Origin of the sequence: Blautia sp. AM29-29, assembly GCF_003480555.1 — a bacterium.
GTDB lineage: Bacteria > Bacillota > Clostridia > Lachnospirales > Lachnospiraceae > Fusicatenibacter > Fusicatenibacter saccharivorans.
Genome location: NZ_QUJD01000005.1, coordinates 87,588 through 102,701, shown reverse-complemented (window position 1 = coordinate 102,701; position 15,114 = coordinate 87,588). Strand labels below are relative to the sequence as shown.

The following is a 15,114-nucleotide window of genomic DNA, read 5'->3' as shown; positions in this document are numbered from 1 at the left end:
GGTGTATTGTGGTATTTATTCCCGCAGAGGCTTGTCTTAAATCAAAAACGCCCTTCACATACACATAACATGCATGCAAAGGGCGAAAATTCCGCGGTACCACCTTAATTTGTATCTCGTTTCGGAGTCTGTAACGTGACTCATGCGTGAGAACCTAATCATCACATCTTCTGTGCTTTTCAGCTCTCCGGTTCAGAAGCTACCTTCCATGACCACCTTCCCGGACAGCCTTTCAGCCGGTGAACCGTCCTCTCTTTTGGGGCCTGCCATGTACTCCTCTTCCTCATAACCTTTTCTTTTTCTGTTGGAATAGAAACTGCATTTATCATAATCGCGTTTTTTTATTTTGTCAAGCCGCCGCGGGCAAAAACCTTTCTTCTTATGGAAGTTTTAAGATTTCACGCGCTTATTTTCGGTGAATCCGCGATGCACAGTACTGCATTTCTGCGCGGCCGTACGACGCGTAGCGGACCTGTTCTTTCGAAAACGGCTTCGCATTGCTTGGCCGTCCTAGGTTTTCGCCGTGGATCACCTGATCCACAAGGTCGATGAGATCTGCGAGAACGCCGAGGCTGAGCGGATTGTAAACCGGATGCGCCGTCGATTCAAACACCTGCGTGTGATGACCGCCGAAGAATTTCATGCGGCCGCCCTTTTTCACCAGCCACGCCATCAGACCAACCAGACCATCGTAATACTCTTCCAGGCTCGTTCCGCCCGGCACCTGCATCCAGACACCGCAGCCGCTTCCGATCGCATCTCCGGTGAACAGGTAATTCTGTTTCGTCTCCAGCACGACAACACTGCCCGGCGTATGGCCCGGTGTCTGACAGACGGCCAGCTCTGTGCCGCCGAGCGGAATCACGGAATCGGTACGGATGTCATGAATCTCCTCCCACGGTTTTAATTTTCCCGCTGTCAGTACGCTGAGCGTCTCCGGGTCCATCTTCTTTTCGTCGTGGCACATGTAAACCTCGTTGAACTCATCGATATGATACATGTGATCCGGGTGCGCATGCGTGATAACCAGCAGCAGAGGCTTATCTGTCAACTCCCTTATCACCGGCAGAATCTTTGCGCCTGCTGTGATGCCGGTATCAATCACAGCCGCTTTCTCTTCTCCTTCTACCACATAGAATGACGAATTTCCCGCGTCAAGAATACAGTAAATTTTTTCTCCGATTTCTGTTACCTGAAAACCTTCCATTTTGTAAAACCTCCCTTTTGTTCACCGGAACATACTGAACCCTATGTTAAATAAAATCCCCATAACAATAATAATAACCCAGATCAGAGCTGCAATTCTTGCTTTTGGCGTATGGGACTGTGTTCGGAGCGGCTCAGGAAATTCCCCTTTTTTCTCCCAGTCGGCAATCCGTTTTTTTGCCTCCTCTGCCTGCTCTTCCTTCACATAAACAACGCGTCCCTGATACGGTATTCCAGTTGTAATCTGCAGAATTTCTCCGGCTCCTTCGCTTTTTCCATAAGCCATGATTCCATGACGCTGCAGCATCTTTACCATCTTTTTTGTAGTCTGTTCATCTACCGTACGATACACCTTTCGATACCCCATATCTTTCCCTCCTGTGCTTTGTGCCTTAGATCCACCTTCCGCTATTTTATGCTATTTTCTTTTTTTCTCTCAGCATCATCACCCACGCAATCCGTAATCGAAGTTGATTGTGAGCAGCATCGTAATCTGGCCAAGTGAAATATGATATCAATGTCCTGCATTCTCTTCTCCGATGATAATCGAAAGCAGCGTATGATCCAGCATGATCGTGCGGTTCCACGGATTGAAAATCACACCGCTGATCTCCTTTGTTTCGGATGCCATGTGGATCAGCTGTTCCAGACTCACGAGAAACGTAGATTTCACGCTGCTGCTCCCCTTTAATTCCTCATCAAAGCTCGTAAACGCGGCCCACCAGACTTTTCCGTCTGCGCTCTTTACCGTTCCGATCCGGATCTGATCGTCGCCGGATGGCGGTTCCACGGAAAGAATCGCCTGTCCGCCCTCTTTCATTCTGCGGCGGATTACCGTCAGCACATGTGCCAGCAGTTCCGGCGTCGGCTCCTTTTGCAGTCCCAGAATTGCTTCCTCTATCGTTTCATTCCCCTGCAGCCCTTCGTCCTTTGGAGTTTCCATTTTTTTTGCCATTGCTCTTGTCCTTTCTTTTTCGCTTTTCCCACACAGAATCTGTGTACCATCATCCCCGGCAGCTTCGGCACTTCCGATGACCTTTACTCTGCGCCTACCCAGATGCCATCTTCCCCGCAGAATCTGCACTCTTTTGATAAATCCAAAACGTTTTCCATCCGCTTTAAGATCTGATCGTACTTCCCTTCCCGCATCAATGCAATCGTCACCTGATCCGTTCCGATCTGCAGATGGCGGAAGCCGCGTTTTCCTTCCTCCGTCCACGGCAGAGTCAGCTCCAGTTCAAAGCCGCCGCTGCTTCCGTACAGCTCACCCGGCTGTTCGTCCGCAAACAGCTCGAAAAGCGGCTGATAATATGCTTTGAAATAATTCTCCTCTGGAAACCAAAGTGTCCCGTCCCCGGTCCGCTCCGGCTCTTTTACAACGGCATTCAGATAGCCTCTCTCGTAATACGTCATGCACGCCGCGCTCTTCGCCAGCGGATTTTCATTGATCTTCTCGATCTCCGACGCCGCCCGGCATCCGTTTCCAAAGGCCGCCTGGCTGTTCTCGCTCCTGCCGACCGGCTCCCAGACGCTCCATGCGTTCTGCTTTCCGTATCCGATCAGATCCTGGCGGTATGCACCGTTGTATTTTACAAATTTTTTCTCCCCCGGCTGCTCGATCAGGTTCAGCGGTACCATACAGTCAATTCCGTACAGCTTCTGCGCAATCAGCCGCGTGTAGATGATGCCGAGATAATGACAGATTGCACTGCGCTCCGCCGTGTCGAGATACATAATCTGCTCCGCTTTTGTCAGCTGGTCGCCGCGTGTTTCGAGCACACTCTCCACCATCGCAATCCGTGACTGCAGCTCCGCCTTCCGTTTTCCGCGGTAGCGCGCCGACAGACGGCCGTACGGCATCGTGCTTGCAAGAACCGCGTGCAGCAGCTCCAGATTCGTGTATTTGATCATAATATCTTTCTTATTTAAACCGAGCTCTGCGTCGGTATCGACTTCCGTCACATTGATGATATATGTTTTTTCTTCGGTCAGTATCATTTGTTTTGCCTCTCTTTTTCAGTACTCTCTTCCATGCTCCTTCAGCCAGCTCTGCCACACTTTGTAATCGGGCATCTGCTGTGCCACCACCGCGTAAAACCGCGCGGAATGGTCCATCTCTTTCCGGTGCGCCAGCTCGTGGATAACGACGTAATCCATCACGTGCTCCGGCATCAGCACCAGCTTCCAGTTGTAGTTCAGGTTTCCGGCGCTGCTGCAGCTGCCCCAGCGGGTTTTCTGCTCACGAATTGTGATTCTGCCATACGTTACGCCCATCTCTTTTGCAAAATGTGCCGTCTTTTCCGCCAGCATCTGCGCCGCACGTTTAACCGCCGCTTTTCGTTCTGCTTCCGTCAGACGGTTCGCTGCTTTCTGCTCTGCGGCCGCCAACGCTTTTTCCCGGTGTGTGTGAATCCAATCCTGTTTTTCTTTTAAGAATGCTTCGATTTTGTATTTTGCCATCCGTTTCGGTGCGCGCACCACCACGCTTCCATCCGCTTTGACCTGGACGGCGAGCGTTTTACGGGCGGAATACACGATCTCATAGGGAATCTGTTTTAAAATCCGTTCTGCGCTGTCTTTCTGTTCCATTTATTTTTCCTCAAAAGCTGTCTGTTTTACCATTTTTTTGCCTGTTTTTCATTATACCTTTTTCCCGGCGGAAACGCAATCGGATTGCTCACAGAAAAAAACGCGAGCAGAATCACCGTTTTTCTTCCGGCAATTCTGCTCACATTTTTCCTTCTCTTATTTCAGCTCAATTTTTTTCTGCTTTCTTCGGATGCACAGCCTCACAAATAAAATCGCCGCCTGCACACAGAGAATCATCACCAAAATTCCAATCATGGACAGCGCTGTTGCCCCCAGTCTGATCAGTTTTCCCATTCTTTTTTCCTCACTTTTCTTTCTATCGTGCCAGAACCGGATCGGCTGCCGCATCCCACAGCAGGCTGTCCGTCTCACTTTGTTCCAGGTATCCATATTTTACCATTGCCGCCAGCACCTGCTTTTCCCGCTGCAGCGCCAGATCCGCGTGGCGCGACGGTGCGTAGGCGGACGGTGCATTCGGGATTCCGGCGAGGAGAACGGCTTCGCTGTCGGTCAGATCCTGCGGCTCTTTTCCGAAATAACCACGCGATGCTTCTTTGAGTCCGTAATAGCCATCCCCGAAATAAATAGTGTTGATGTACAGCTCCAGAATTTCTTCCTTGGAGAGCTGTCGTTCCACATAGAGTGCTGTCCACGCCTCTGCCGCTTTTCTGGCAAGTGTCTTATTCTGATCGTAATACATGTTTTTTACCAGCTGCTGTGTGATAGTACTGCCTCCCTGCTCCGGTTTCATCACGCGGATGTCATGTACAACCGCGCGCGCCATGCTGATCCAGTCTATCCCGTGATGTGTGTAATACCGGTGATCCTCGACAGCAAGCACCGCTTTTTTGTACAGCTCCGGCACCTGTTTCAGGGGAACCCACTGTGCTTCGCTTCTGATTTCCTCTACCGCCTGCGCGAGCGGCTTTTCCTTCACTGCCTTCTGATAGGAAACATATCCCTGGATTGCCCAGAACATTCCGGCCATCAGCAGGATCAGGCAGAAAAATGCCAGAAAACCTCCAACCATTTTTCCCGCTGTTCCCCGGTGTTTTCGTGTTCTTTTTCTCATAGTTTCAAACCCCTTTGTTGTTCTTTCCTGCTTTCTATCCTACCATATCTCCCTTAACGCCTTCTTGCCTCTTTCTTAGGAATTCATTAAAATTTTGAAACTGTATGAAATGCATTTTGCACGTTTTTTCAAATAACCGCTGCTGCTGCGGAATACTTTAACCGAATCAGGCAAGTAGCGAAGCGGATTGCGAATATCCGCTTGACAAAACAGAAAAAGACAGACACCTGGCAGATTGTCAGGATGCCTGTCTCTTGTTTTTATCTTTTGGTTTTTCAGAAACGCTCTGTGATTATGCTGCGGTTCCGTAGTTCATTACATGAGCTGCTGACAGTGCTTTTCGAACGGCTACACCGAGAATTTCAGCTACTACAACGGAAATCACATCTTTTACGATGTACGGAACGGAAACTGCCAGGAACGAAGCCGGGATCGTGTTTCCTGTTACAATGGAAAACTGTACCACACCGAATGCGTGACATACCGCAAGACCTGCGATTCCAAGAACGAATGGTTTGCCCGGGAAGCCTTTTTTAATTCCGGCACCGCAGAGCATTGCCATCGGAATAAATCCGAAAATAAAGCCGCCGGCCGGTCCGAGAAGAGCGCCGAATCCACCGCTCATGCCGGCATAAACCGGAACGCCGATCGCGCCGAGGATCAGATAAAGAGCGGACGATGCACCTCCCAATTTCCAGCCAAGCACGTAGCCGCAAAATGCCATTGCAAAGGTCTGCAGCGTCACCGGAACGCCGGTCGGAAGCGGAATCGTCACAATGGACAGTACCGCAAGCACTGCCGTCATCATGCCGGTCAGTACAATCTGTTTTGTGGTAAGTTTTGATTTTTTCATGAATGTAAATCCTCCTCGCAGGTTCTTGTATCCAATTCTTTCTGCTTTTGAATTGTTAACCTTGTTTCAATATAGGTTAATATTTTATTTTTGTCAATCCCTTTTTTTAAAAACACAGAGTGTTCTGCTACGATTCTGTTACACTTCCTGAAAATAACGGTCACCCTCTTGTTTTCTGTTTTCTTTCTATGGTATACTGTATAGTCTCGGAGTTTTTCCGTGAATGTTCACCCGATACAAACGATGAATTTTTATTCCATTTGAAAGGAGATACCCTCTATGAAACCTTCCGAAAATCCTCTCGGCTCGGAACCGGTCAGCTCTCTTTTGCGGCGTTTTGCGATTCCGAGCGTCATCGCGATGCTCGTCAGCGCCCTCTATAACATGGTAGACCAGCTCTTTATCGGTCACAGCATCGGCGTGCTCGGAAACGCAGCGACCAACGTAGCGTTCCCACTCAGCATGGTCTGCACATCCATCGGTCTGCTCTGCGGCATCGGCGGTGCTGCAAATTTCAATCTCTGCATGGGCAGAAAGGATCCGGAGCACGCGAAATCCTATGTTGGAAATGCCATCTCCATGCTGGCAATCCTCGGTGTGATCCTCTGCGTTGCCGTTCAGCTTTTTCTGCGTCCGATGATGCTTCTCTTTGGTGCAACGCCGGATGTCATTGATTATGCCTGTACTTACACCAGAATTACCTCCATCGGATTCCCGTTTCTGATCATCACAATCGGCGGCTCCAACCTGATCCGCGCGGATGGCAGCCCGAAATTTTCCATGCTGTGTAACCTGATCGGCGCGATCGTCAACACGATTCTCGACCCGCTGTTCATCTTCGTTTTCCACATGGGCATGGCAGGTGCAGCGCTCGCCACGATCACCGGACAGATTTTATCGTTCGCGCTCGTTGTCTTCTATCTGCGCGGTTTTAAAACGCTGCCGCTTTCTCTTTCCGATCTGAAGCCGAAAATAGCCTGCTGGGCACGGATCGCTGCGCTTGGTGCAACTCCGGCATTCAACCAGGTGGCAATGATGGTTGTTCAGATCGTTATGAACAACACACTGACCTACTACGGCTCCAATTCCGTCTATGGAAGCGACATTCCGCTTGCATGCGCCGGTATTATTTCAAAGGTGAATATGCTGTTCTTCTCCTTTGTCATCGGCATTTCCCAGGGACTTCAGCCGATTGTCAGCTTCAACTTCGGTGCACAGAAATATGACCGCGTGAAGGACGCCTATAAAAAAGCAGTTTTTGCGGCGACTGCCATTTCCATCGTCGCCTTCCTCTGCTTCCAGTTCTTTCCGCGCCAGATTATCGGCATTTTTGGTTCCGGTTCAGAAGAGTACCTGCATTTTGCAGAGCGGTACTTCCGCATTTTCCTGTTTTTCACATTCCTGAACGGTATCCAGCCGGTCAGCTCGAATTTCTTTACCTCAATCGGAGCACCGAAGAAGGGTATTTTTCTTTCGCTGACGAGACAGATTATTTTCCTGCTTCCGCTGCTGCTGATTTTTCCGTATCTCTTCGGCATTGACGGCGTGATGTACACTGCACCGATTGCAGACCTTGCAGCCGCATCAGTCAGCATCGTTATGGTCGTGCGGGAATTTAAGATTATGGCAGAGCTACAGAAGGCTGCCGCCTGAAAACAGTTTTTTTCCTGTAGTTTCCGCTCGTTTTTACTGCGCTGCGGTCGCCAGAGTCTTGCTACAGATCATTGCCGTGTAAACAGGAAAGAATCCTGTCCGGAAAGTAAAAAATCGTATGCTGTTGCTTTTTCCACAACAGCATACGATTTTTTTATGTGTTATCCACACTTTTCTTTATTTATTCACATGCATCCACATCAGTCCATGCGAAGAATCATGGTCAGGATTCGTTTTGCACAAAGAGCGATTTCGTCGCGGGTGATGTATCCCTTCTCAAATGCCTCCTGTACGCGCTCCTCGTATCCGTTTGCCATCTTGATATCATTTCCGGCTTTTGTCTCACGGTAATGCTCGCCGTGGGTCCACCAATCGGTCGTTACCATTCCCTTAAAGTCCCACTCACCGCGCAGAATACCGGTCAAAAGATCCTTGTTCTCAGATGCCTGAACGCCGTTGATCAGGTTGTAGGACGACATGATTGTGTATGGATCTGCCTCTTTTACGATGATTTCGAAGGCTTTCAGGTAAATCTCACGCAGCGCACGCTCGGAAACGCGGGAATCGCTGTCTTTTCGGTTTGTTTCTTTGTTGTTGCAGCAGAAGTGTTTCACACTTGCCCCGATATGCTCGGACTGCATACCGCGTACCATTGCCGCACCGGATTTTCCGGCTACAAGCGGATCCTCGGAATAATACTCAAAGTTTCTTCCGCAGAGCGGGCTTCTGTGAATGTTGACAGCCGGGGTCAGCCAGATGCCGATGTTGTTTTCTTTGACTTCCTCTCCGCCGGCTTTACCGATTTCTTCGATCAGCTCCGGATCCCAGGTGCAGGCAAGCAATGTTGCGCACGGCCATGCGGTCGTGTTGACGCCACACTGCGGCTGAATGCGAAGGCCTGCCGGTCCGTCTGCGGTCATGATATTCGGGATGCCGTACTCAGGCAGATTTCCCATGCCAAACGTATTGGCAACTCCTGTGTTCGGCTGACCGCCGAGCAGATGAATAAGTGCTTCTGTCGGAAGCTTATCTACAAACTCGTCGAGCGTTTCTTTTCCTTCGACCACATTCATCAGGTTCGGATTCGTCTTTGCTGCTTCCATAAGCTCGCCAAAGCTCTTTCTCTCCTGTGCTTTGACTGCCGGGAGGAAGCCTTCCAGAGTCAGCTTATCCTGACGCTCCAGTCCTTCTTCCTCGACAGGGCCGTTATCGGTCGGAAGCGCTTCGTAGGTTCCATCCGCAAGGAGACGTTTTTCCAGCTTATGCGGAGCGGCAAGGCTGGTGTACTGTGCAGTCACTTCTGCCTCTGCCAGATCGTAGGTGAAGTCCAGTTTCTTCGCATCTCTTACATTGTTTCCAACGTAGAAGACGTAGCTTCCTGCCTCAAGAACATAGGCAGATTTTGCAACCTTTCCAAGGTCATCAAAAGATGCCATATCTTCCACTGTAAAGGAAAGAACGACTCTCTGTGTCTCGCCTGGCTGCAGCAGTCTTGTTTTCCGGTAAGCGCCAAGCTCTTTGGCCGGCTTGCCAAGCTTGCCCTGCGGTGCGCCATAGTAGAGCTGTACAACTTCTTTTCCGGCACGTTTTCCGGTGTTGGTAACAGCTGCTTTTACAACAATCTTTCCATCCTTCTCTTCTGCCCCCAGAACTTCTGTCTCAAAGCTGGTGTAGGAAAGGCCGAAGCCGAACGGATAATTGACCTTCTCCGCTGCGCCAGGAATCGTCTCGAAATAACGGTAGCCAACGTAGATATCCTCGTTGTAATCCACGTAATAAACGGATTTATGGAAGTTCTCGGTGGATGGATAATCCTCGAGGGTTGCTGCGTAGGTATCAACCAGTTTACCGGATGGGTTGACGTCGCCTGTTACAACGTCCGCTGCCGCGAGGCCGCCTTCCATGCCGCCCTGCCATGCCATCAGCACCGCCGGAATCTCTTTGCAGTCTTTGAACCAGCTGGTATCAACCATACCGCCGACGTTCATGACAACGATGACATTTTTAAAGTTTGCTTTTACTTTTTCTACCATGGCTGCTTCGCCGTTTGTCAGGCAGAAGTCGCCGTTTTCGAAGATGCTGGCGCTCAGCTCGATCTGTTTTTTCTCATCCTCAAACAGCTCATAGCCTTCCTCGGTGATCTGGCATTTGCGGTCCCAGCCCTCGCCGGAGAAACGGCAGATGGTGATGATTGCGGTATCGGTATATGCTTTTGCTTTCTGTACCAGCTCGTCCGGTACTTCCGGCTCTCTTGTCATGCCCGGTACAGCGCCTGCAGCATACTGCTCTTTTACATTTTTCTCATAGAATTCCGGCAGCTCATGGAACAGAGAAACCTCCCCCTCGGCTTCTTTGATCTTCATGCCTTCGTAGAAGTTGCGGATATACTCGACCGTAACGTCACCGCTTCCGCCGCCGCCTTTTACGTAATCAATCGTTCCTTTTCCAAATAAAGCTACTTTTGTGCCTTTTGCGAGCGGCAGTGTGTCGTTCTCGTTTTTCACCAGAACCATACCTTCTCCTGCTGCTTTTCTGGAAAGTGCGATATGTTCCGCGCTTCCTGTTACTCTTTTTCCGTCTTTTCCCAGCGGCAGAACCGGCTGGTAAAGACTTCTCTGCCATTTACCCATTTTAAGCTTACCTCCTGTATTTTCCGGTGCGCAGATTGCTTTCCGAACGCGCCCCATTCTGTCTTTATGATACGAAGTTTTGGAGTGGATGTCAATTGATTTTTCAGCATTTTATCCTGTTTTTCGTTTCTTTTTCTTTCGATTTTATTCTATTTTGCCAATTTTTCAGGCATCCGTCGTTTCTTTCCTTTCTCTCAATATCTTGATCCGTAGGTGGATGCTCCGTCTGCGTCTCCCCGGTGTTTCTGCTGCCTGCCGCTTTTCTGTTATATCAGACACTTTTCTCATTTTGTGGATTGTCCGAAAAATAACAGCGTTCTATACTAAAGCGTGTCTGAAAACAAAACATCGGCATCCCCTTTTTCAGGTTCTCTTCGGGATACAACAAAAGAATGGAGTTTTCTTATGAAGGTACTGATTTTATCCTGCAATACTGGCGGTGGCCACAATGCTGCGGCCTCTGCATTAAAAGAAAGTCTGAATTTTTATCACCACGAAGCCGAGGTTCTGGATCTGATGAGCCTCGGGCGAAAGCATACCTCCGCACTGGTCGGCGGAGCTTATGTGAAGCTTGTCTCCGTTTTTCCGGCCGGCTTCGGCGCACTCTATCAGCTTGGTGAGCTGGTACGGAAATTTCCCTGGAAATCCCCCGTTTACTATGCAAATGCGCGGCTTGGAAATGCGCTTGCAGATTATATTGATCAAAACCATTTTAATGCCGTTGTCACCACACATCTTTATCCGGCGGAAACACTGACCTGGATGAAACAGAAAGGACGGCTGACGATTCCCTGCGTTGCCGTTGCCACCGATTACGCGTGCATTCCGTTCTGGGAAGAGACGAACTGCGATTACTATGTGGTTCCGCACAAGGATCTGATCCCGGAGTTTGCATCCTGCGGTATCCCGGAAGAAAAACTGCTTCCTCTCGGTATTCCGGTGCGGCCCGCATTTGCGCGCCCTGCATCCAAAGAGGATGTGCGCCGCCATCTCGGTCTTCCCGAGAATGCTCCGCTGTTTCTCGTCATGAGCGGCAGTATGGGATTCGGCAAAGTGCATCTGCTCGCACATGAACTCGTTTCCCGGCTGGAAAACGGCGAACAGGCTGTGATCATCTGCGGAAATAATAAAAAACGGATGCGTTCGCTCCGGCTGCAGTTCCATAAGAACCCAAATGTACATATCATCGGTTTTACACGCCACGTTGCGGAATATATGGCCGCTGCCGATGTGCTGTTTACAAAGCCCGGGGGCTTAAGCAGTACCGAGGCCGCTGTGCGGCGCGTTCCGCTCGTACACACTGATCCGATTCCGGGTTGCGAAACAAAAAACCGTGCTTTTTTTGTCTCACGCGGAATGTCCGTGACCGGCGCACATCAGAAAGAGCTGGCAGAGGCCGGTATTTCGCTTGCCTGCGATGATGCACGTCAGATTGCGATGCGCGATGCCCAGCATCAAAACAGCCATCCGCAGGCGGGAACGTCAATTACACACCTTTTGGAAAAATTAATTTCGGAGTAACTGCTTATGATGCTTACTGCTTATCTGTTTTATAGTTTCTTCGGGTACCTCTCGGGCAGCGTACTGTATTCGTACCTGATTCCAAAATACTTCTGCCACGTGGATGTCCGAACTGTGAATGAAGATCAGAATCCCGGTGCCTTCAACGCCTTTTCAGTGGCCGGACCGCGGATTGGACTGCTCTGCGTCCTGTGCGATATCGGGAAGGGATTTCTGCCGGTGTTTCTGGCGGCGCACAGTTCCGCTGTTTCGATGGGTTCCTGGATTTTCGCCCTGATTCTGCTCGCCCCGGTGGCCGGACACGCATGGCCGTTTCTGCAGCCTGCGAAAGGCGGAAAGGCGATCTCTGTCTCGTTCGGCGTGCTGCTCGGCCTCCTGCCGGATCTGCGGCCGGCGCTTCTTCTGGCGGCGTTTTATCTGACGTTTTCGTTGATTCTCATTATCCAGCCACACAGTCTGCGCTCGATCGTTTCGTTCTCCGGGTTTGCCGTTGCCGCACAAATTTCCCGCTTTCTTCCGTCCGTGCGGCTCGGCAGTCTGCTGATATCACTCGTGGTGTGCTTCCGCCATCTTTTCAGCCTGCGGGAGCATGAGACCGAAAATGCTGCATTTACAATTCAGTCTTTGTCTGCTAAAATAAGGAAAAAGCAGAAAAAAGAATAATATTTACAGTTCATTTAAAACAGCGGCAAACAATTTACTTCAGGAGGATTGACACATGATTTCAGAAAAAATGGTAACTCTCGGCACAAAAAAATCGGTAATCCGCGAGATTTTCGAATACAGTAAAAAACGCGCTGCCGAGATCGGATCAGAAAATGTCTTTGATTTCAGTATCGGAAATCCAAACGTCCCGGCTCCGGTCTCCGTTCATGAGACCATCAAGGAGCTGCTTGATTCCAAAGACGATTACTATCTCTTCGGCTACACCTCCGCGCAGGGCGATGCCGATACCCGCGCCGCCGTTGCAGCCGACCTGAACAAACGCTTTGGTACCGCGTTCCATGCCGACAACTTCTATATGACCTGCGGTGCAGCCGCTTCGCTCCGCATCGTCCTTGGCGCTTTAACCGTTCCGGGCGACGAGTATATCGTATTTACCCCGTACTTTCCGGAATACCGTGTTTTCATCGAATCTGCAGGCGCAGCCATGATCGAAACGCCGGCTGATTCTTCCACGTTCCAGATCGACTTTGACCGCCTCTCGGCCGCTGTCACAGCGCACACCAAAGGCGTTTTCGTCAATTCTCCGAACAATCCGTCCGGCGTTGTCTACACAGAAGAAAGCATTCAGAAGCTCGCTGCTTTTCTGGAAGCAAAATCTGCCGAATACGGCCATCCGATTTATCTGATCGTTGATGAACCGTACCGCGAGCTTGTCTACGGAGACGTGGAAGTTCCGTATCTGACAAAATATTACAAAAACACGCTGGTCTGCTACTCCTACAGCAAATCCCTCTCCCTGCCGGGCGAGCGTATCGGCTACGTTCTCGTTCCGGATGAGGTCGATGATGCAAGAACCATCTACGCAGCCGTCTGCGGTGCCGGACGCGCCCTCGGCTTCGTCTGCGCACCAAGCCTGATCCAACACGTCATCGCCAAATGCGCAGGACAGGTTTCGGATCTTTCGGTCTACAAGAAAAACCGCGATCTGCTGTATGATTCATTAACCGCCTACGGCTTCACCTGCGTTCACCCGGACGGCGCTTTCTATCTCTTCATGAAAACTCCGGAACCGGACGCGTATGCATTCTGCGAGAAAGCGAAAAAACACGAACTTCTTCTTGTACCCGGCGATGACTTCGGTGCACCGGGATTCGTACGGATCGCGTACTGCGTTACTACTGCGCAGATCGAGCGGGCACTGCCGGCGTTTAAGAGGCTGGCTGGAGAGTATTTTGCATAATTTTTCAACTGTCAACTTTTCTTAAATAGATGTTGGGGGCAAAGGGCTTTTTGACCTTTTGACCCCGGTATCTTACATATAGTAAAAAACGGACACTGCTTCATCTTTGAAACGCAGCGTCCGTTTTTCTTTTATTCTCCTACATCCTGTTTTCCAATCACAACTTTACATCTTTTCTTCCACATCCCTGTTCTGACACACGCATACCGCTCGCTTTCGATGATCTGTTCCATCGCTGCCGCTCCTTTCTTCTGAGCTATCTCAATCGCATAAGGCGGGCAGGACTTGAACCTGCATTCTGTGCCTTATCCTCTACGAAAAATTTGCTGTACGTTCCACAAACATGAAACATTTTTCTGCACAGGTTTTGCCCGGTCAAGCGGATATTCGCAATCCGCTTCGCTACTTGCTCATAACCGAATAACTGCTCCGCAGTTTATCAGAAGGAGCTTACACTCCTCCTGATACAAGCAAGTCCCCACCCACTGCTTATTGCTTTTCGCACTGGAAACAGGGGACTTACTTGATTCGGTTAAACTACCGCCTTATTTTCAGCCACATTTTTTGTGGATACTGATGTGTATCAAATGCTGTTCCACTCTGACTTGCTTTATATCATCGGTGGAGATGCTATTTTCCTGCCTCAGCCTTCTCTCTAAAGCTCAGGATTTCCTTCAGAGACCTTGGTTCATAATTCATCCATGGCTTCATACATCCCACATTGTATGCCTGCGGTCTGCACTCATAAATGTGTCTGCTGCTTTCTGCACGTCTCTGTTCTTTTTGTGAATGTCCGTGCTTTGTTCTGTATATACTATATTACATATTTTCGATTTTTGCCTTTAACTTCTGGTTTAATTTTTCATGTGATATATTTTCTGGTTTTTCCCAGCTCCACACAGTACTGTCCAGACCTGATTTTCCTTTGGACAGTGCTTTTAGCTCTTCCACGCAGAATTCCGTCGCGCGTACGATGTACTCGTCGGCCATTTGTCTGGTAAGGATGGACAATTTCTCTTCTTTTCTCTGGACGAATTCCCCGCGGACTTCTTTTATAAGACCTTTCACATCGAATTCAGCAAGCTGTGCCAATGGCTCTTCTGTAAGATCCAGCTCCTGGATCATTTCCTGGGAAAGGCCATATTTTTTCGAAACATATTCATTTAATATCTCGTAGTCCCGATGCAGTTTTTCTACATTTCCAGGAACGCTCGAATTCCAGCCATGCTCCCCGTACATAAATCTCCGATATAGCATATCCTGGATCAGATGAAAATAATAGCCGAGATATAAATCATCCTTCTCCATGTATTTCCCGTATCTGTCGCGGAAACATTCGAGATCGTACGTGTATCTGGTATTTTCGCAGATTTTCTTCTTTAAATGGCTATTTCCCGCCACCGCCCCATCCGGCAGAATCACCCCAAGAAACAGGCAGTTAATATCTCGAAATGATACTTCCTTTCTCATCCCCTGTACAATTGCCAAGTGAATCATGCTTGATGCCATAGTGTCCTCTTTTCCTTTATTCTTCTACATTCTATTTTCCAATATCAGCTTTACATCTTTTGAAAGCTTTCTATCCATACTGCTAACTTTAACATTTCCTCTATGTATTTCATATCTTTTCTGCTTGCTTTGTGAATTTTTCTTTTTATTAAAGTTGACTTTATAACACTGTTCC

Annotated in this window: 14 protein-coding genes and 1 other annotated feature; of the genes, 4 read left to right on the top strand and 10 right to left on the bottom strand. The window is 49.3% G+C overall.

Going from position 1 to position 15,114, the window contains the following annotated elements:
* Positions 1-75: 75 nt before the first annotated feature.
* Positions 76-296 (bottom strand) — a binding site (T-box leader).
* 110 nt (positions 297-406) lie between these two features.
* From DW769_RS05075 to DW769_RS05045, 8 genes are all read right to left on the bottom strand, one after another.
* Positions 407-1,207 carry an MBL fold metallo-hydrolase gene (locus tag DW769_RS05075; protein ID WP_117761614.1) on the bottom strand — a complete coding sequence of 267 codons (801 nt, stop codon included), beginning with the start codon at positions 1,205-1,207 and terminating at the stop codon, positions 407-409.
* A 21-nt stretch (positions 1,208-1,228) separates the two neighbouring features.
* On the bottom strand, positions 1,229-1,573 hold the full coding sequence (locus tag DW769_RS05070; RefSeq protein WP_117509828.1) for a putative signal transducing protein: 345 nt from the start codon (positions 1,571-1,573) through the stop codon (positions 1,229-1,231).
* A 147-nt stretch (positions 1,574-1,720) separates the two neighbouring features.
* Positions 1,721-2,161: an SseB family protein gene (locus DW769_RS05065; RefSeq protein WP_243002073.1), complete on the bottom strand. Its 441-nt coding sequence runs from the start codon at positions 2,159-2,161 to the stop codon at positions 1,721-1,723.
* An 83-nt stretch (positions 2,162-2,244) separates the two neighbouring features.
* Positions 2,245-3,204: a hypothetical protein gene (locus DW769_RS05060; protein WP_117761613.1), complete on the bottom strand. Its 960-nt coding sequence runs from the start codon at positions 3,202-3,204 to the stop codon at positions 2,245-2,247.
* A gap of 18 nt (positions 3,205-3,222) precedes the next feature.
* Positions 3,223-3,795: a M48 family metallopeptidase gene (locus tag DW769_RS05055; RefSeq protein WP_117761612.1), complete on the bottom strand. Its 573-nt coding sequence runs from the start codon at positions 3,793-3,795 to the stop codon at positions 3,223-3,225.
* A 156-nt stretch (positions 3,796-3,951) separates the two neighbouring features.
* Positions 3,952-4,089, bottom strand: a complete 138-nt coding sequence (locus DW769_RS16375; RefSeq protein WP_156327580.1) for a hypothetical protein — start codon at positions 4,087-4,089, stop codon at positions 3,952-3,954.
* A gap of 22 nt (positions 4,090-4,111) precedes the next feature.
* Positions 4,112-4,867 (bottom strand): transglycosylase domain-containing protein, encoded by a 756-nt coding sequence (locus tag DW769_RS05050; RefSeq protein WP_330411459.1) that lies wholly within the window; start codon positions 4,865-4,867, stop codon positions 4,112-4,114.
* Between the two features lie 292 nt (positions 4,868-5,159).
* Positions 5,160-5,720: a biotin transporter BioY gene (locus DW769_RS05045; RefSeq protein ID WP_022461328.1), complete on the bottom strand. Its 561-nt coding sequence runs from the start codon at positions 5,718-5,720 to the stop codon at positions 5,160-5,162.
* A gap of 279 nt (positions 5,721-5,999) precedes the next feature.
* On the opposite strand from DW769_RS05045, the gene DW769_RS05040 reads away from it, so the two are divergent.
* Positions 6,000-7,373 (top strand): MATE family efflux transporter, encoded by a 1,374-nt coding sequence (locus DW769_RS05040; protein ID WP_117804920.1) that lies wholly within the window; start codon positions 6,000-6,002, stop codon positions 7,371-7,373.
* Positions 7,374-7,573: 200 nt separating this feature from the next.
* Here DW769_RS05040 and DW769_RS05035 read toward each other — a convergent pair whose 3' ends face one another.
* Positions 7,574-10,003 carry a glycoside hydrolase family 3 protein gene (locus DW769_RS05035; protein WP_117804919.1) on the bottom strand — a complete coding sequence of 810 codons (2,430 nt, stop codon included), beginning with the start codon at positions 10,001-10,003 and terminating at the stop codon, positions 7,574-7,576.
* A gap of 405 nt (positions 10,004-10,408) precedes the next feature.
* Between DW769_RS05035 and DW769_RS05030 the strand changes: the two genes are divergently transcribed.
* The 3 genes from DW769_RS05030 to DW769_RS05020 are packed head-to-tail and all read left to right on the top strand — an operon-like array spanning position 10,409 to position 13,430.
* The gene (locus tag DW769_RS05030; protein ID WP_118750059.1) at positions 10,409-11,524 is read left to right on the top strand and encodes an MGDG synthase family glycosyltransferase; all 1,116 of its coding nucleotides are present in this window, start codon (positions 10,409-10,411) and stop codon (positions 11,522-11,524) included.
* 6 nt (positions 11,525-11,530) lie between these two features.
* A complete protein-coding gene (locus tag DW769_RS05025; RefSeq protein WP_242856430.1) occupies positions 11,531-12,187 on the top strand; it encodes a glycerol-3-phosphate acyltransferase in 657 nt (218 codons plus the stop codon).
* Between the two features lie 55 nt (positions 12,188-12,242).
* On the top strand, positions 12,243-13,430 hold the full coding sequence (locus DW769_RS05020; RefSeq protein ID WP_118750058.1) for a pyridoxal phosphate-dependent aminotransferase: 1,188 nt from the start codon (positions 12,243-12,245) through the stop codon (positions 13,428-13,430).
* 819 nt (positions 13,431-14,249) lie between these two features.
* On the opposite strand, the gene DW769_RS05015 is transcribed toward DW769_RS05020, so the two are convergent.
* Positions 14,250-14,939 (bottom strand): hypothetical protein, encoded by a 690-nt coding sequence (locus tag DW769_RS05015; protein WP_118750057.1) that lies wholly within the window; start codon positions 14,937-14,939, stop codon positions 14,250-14,252.
* Positions 14,940-15,114: the final 175 nt, after the last annotated feature.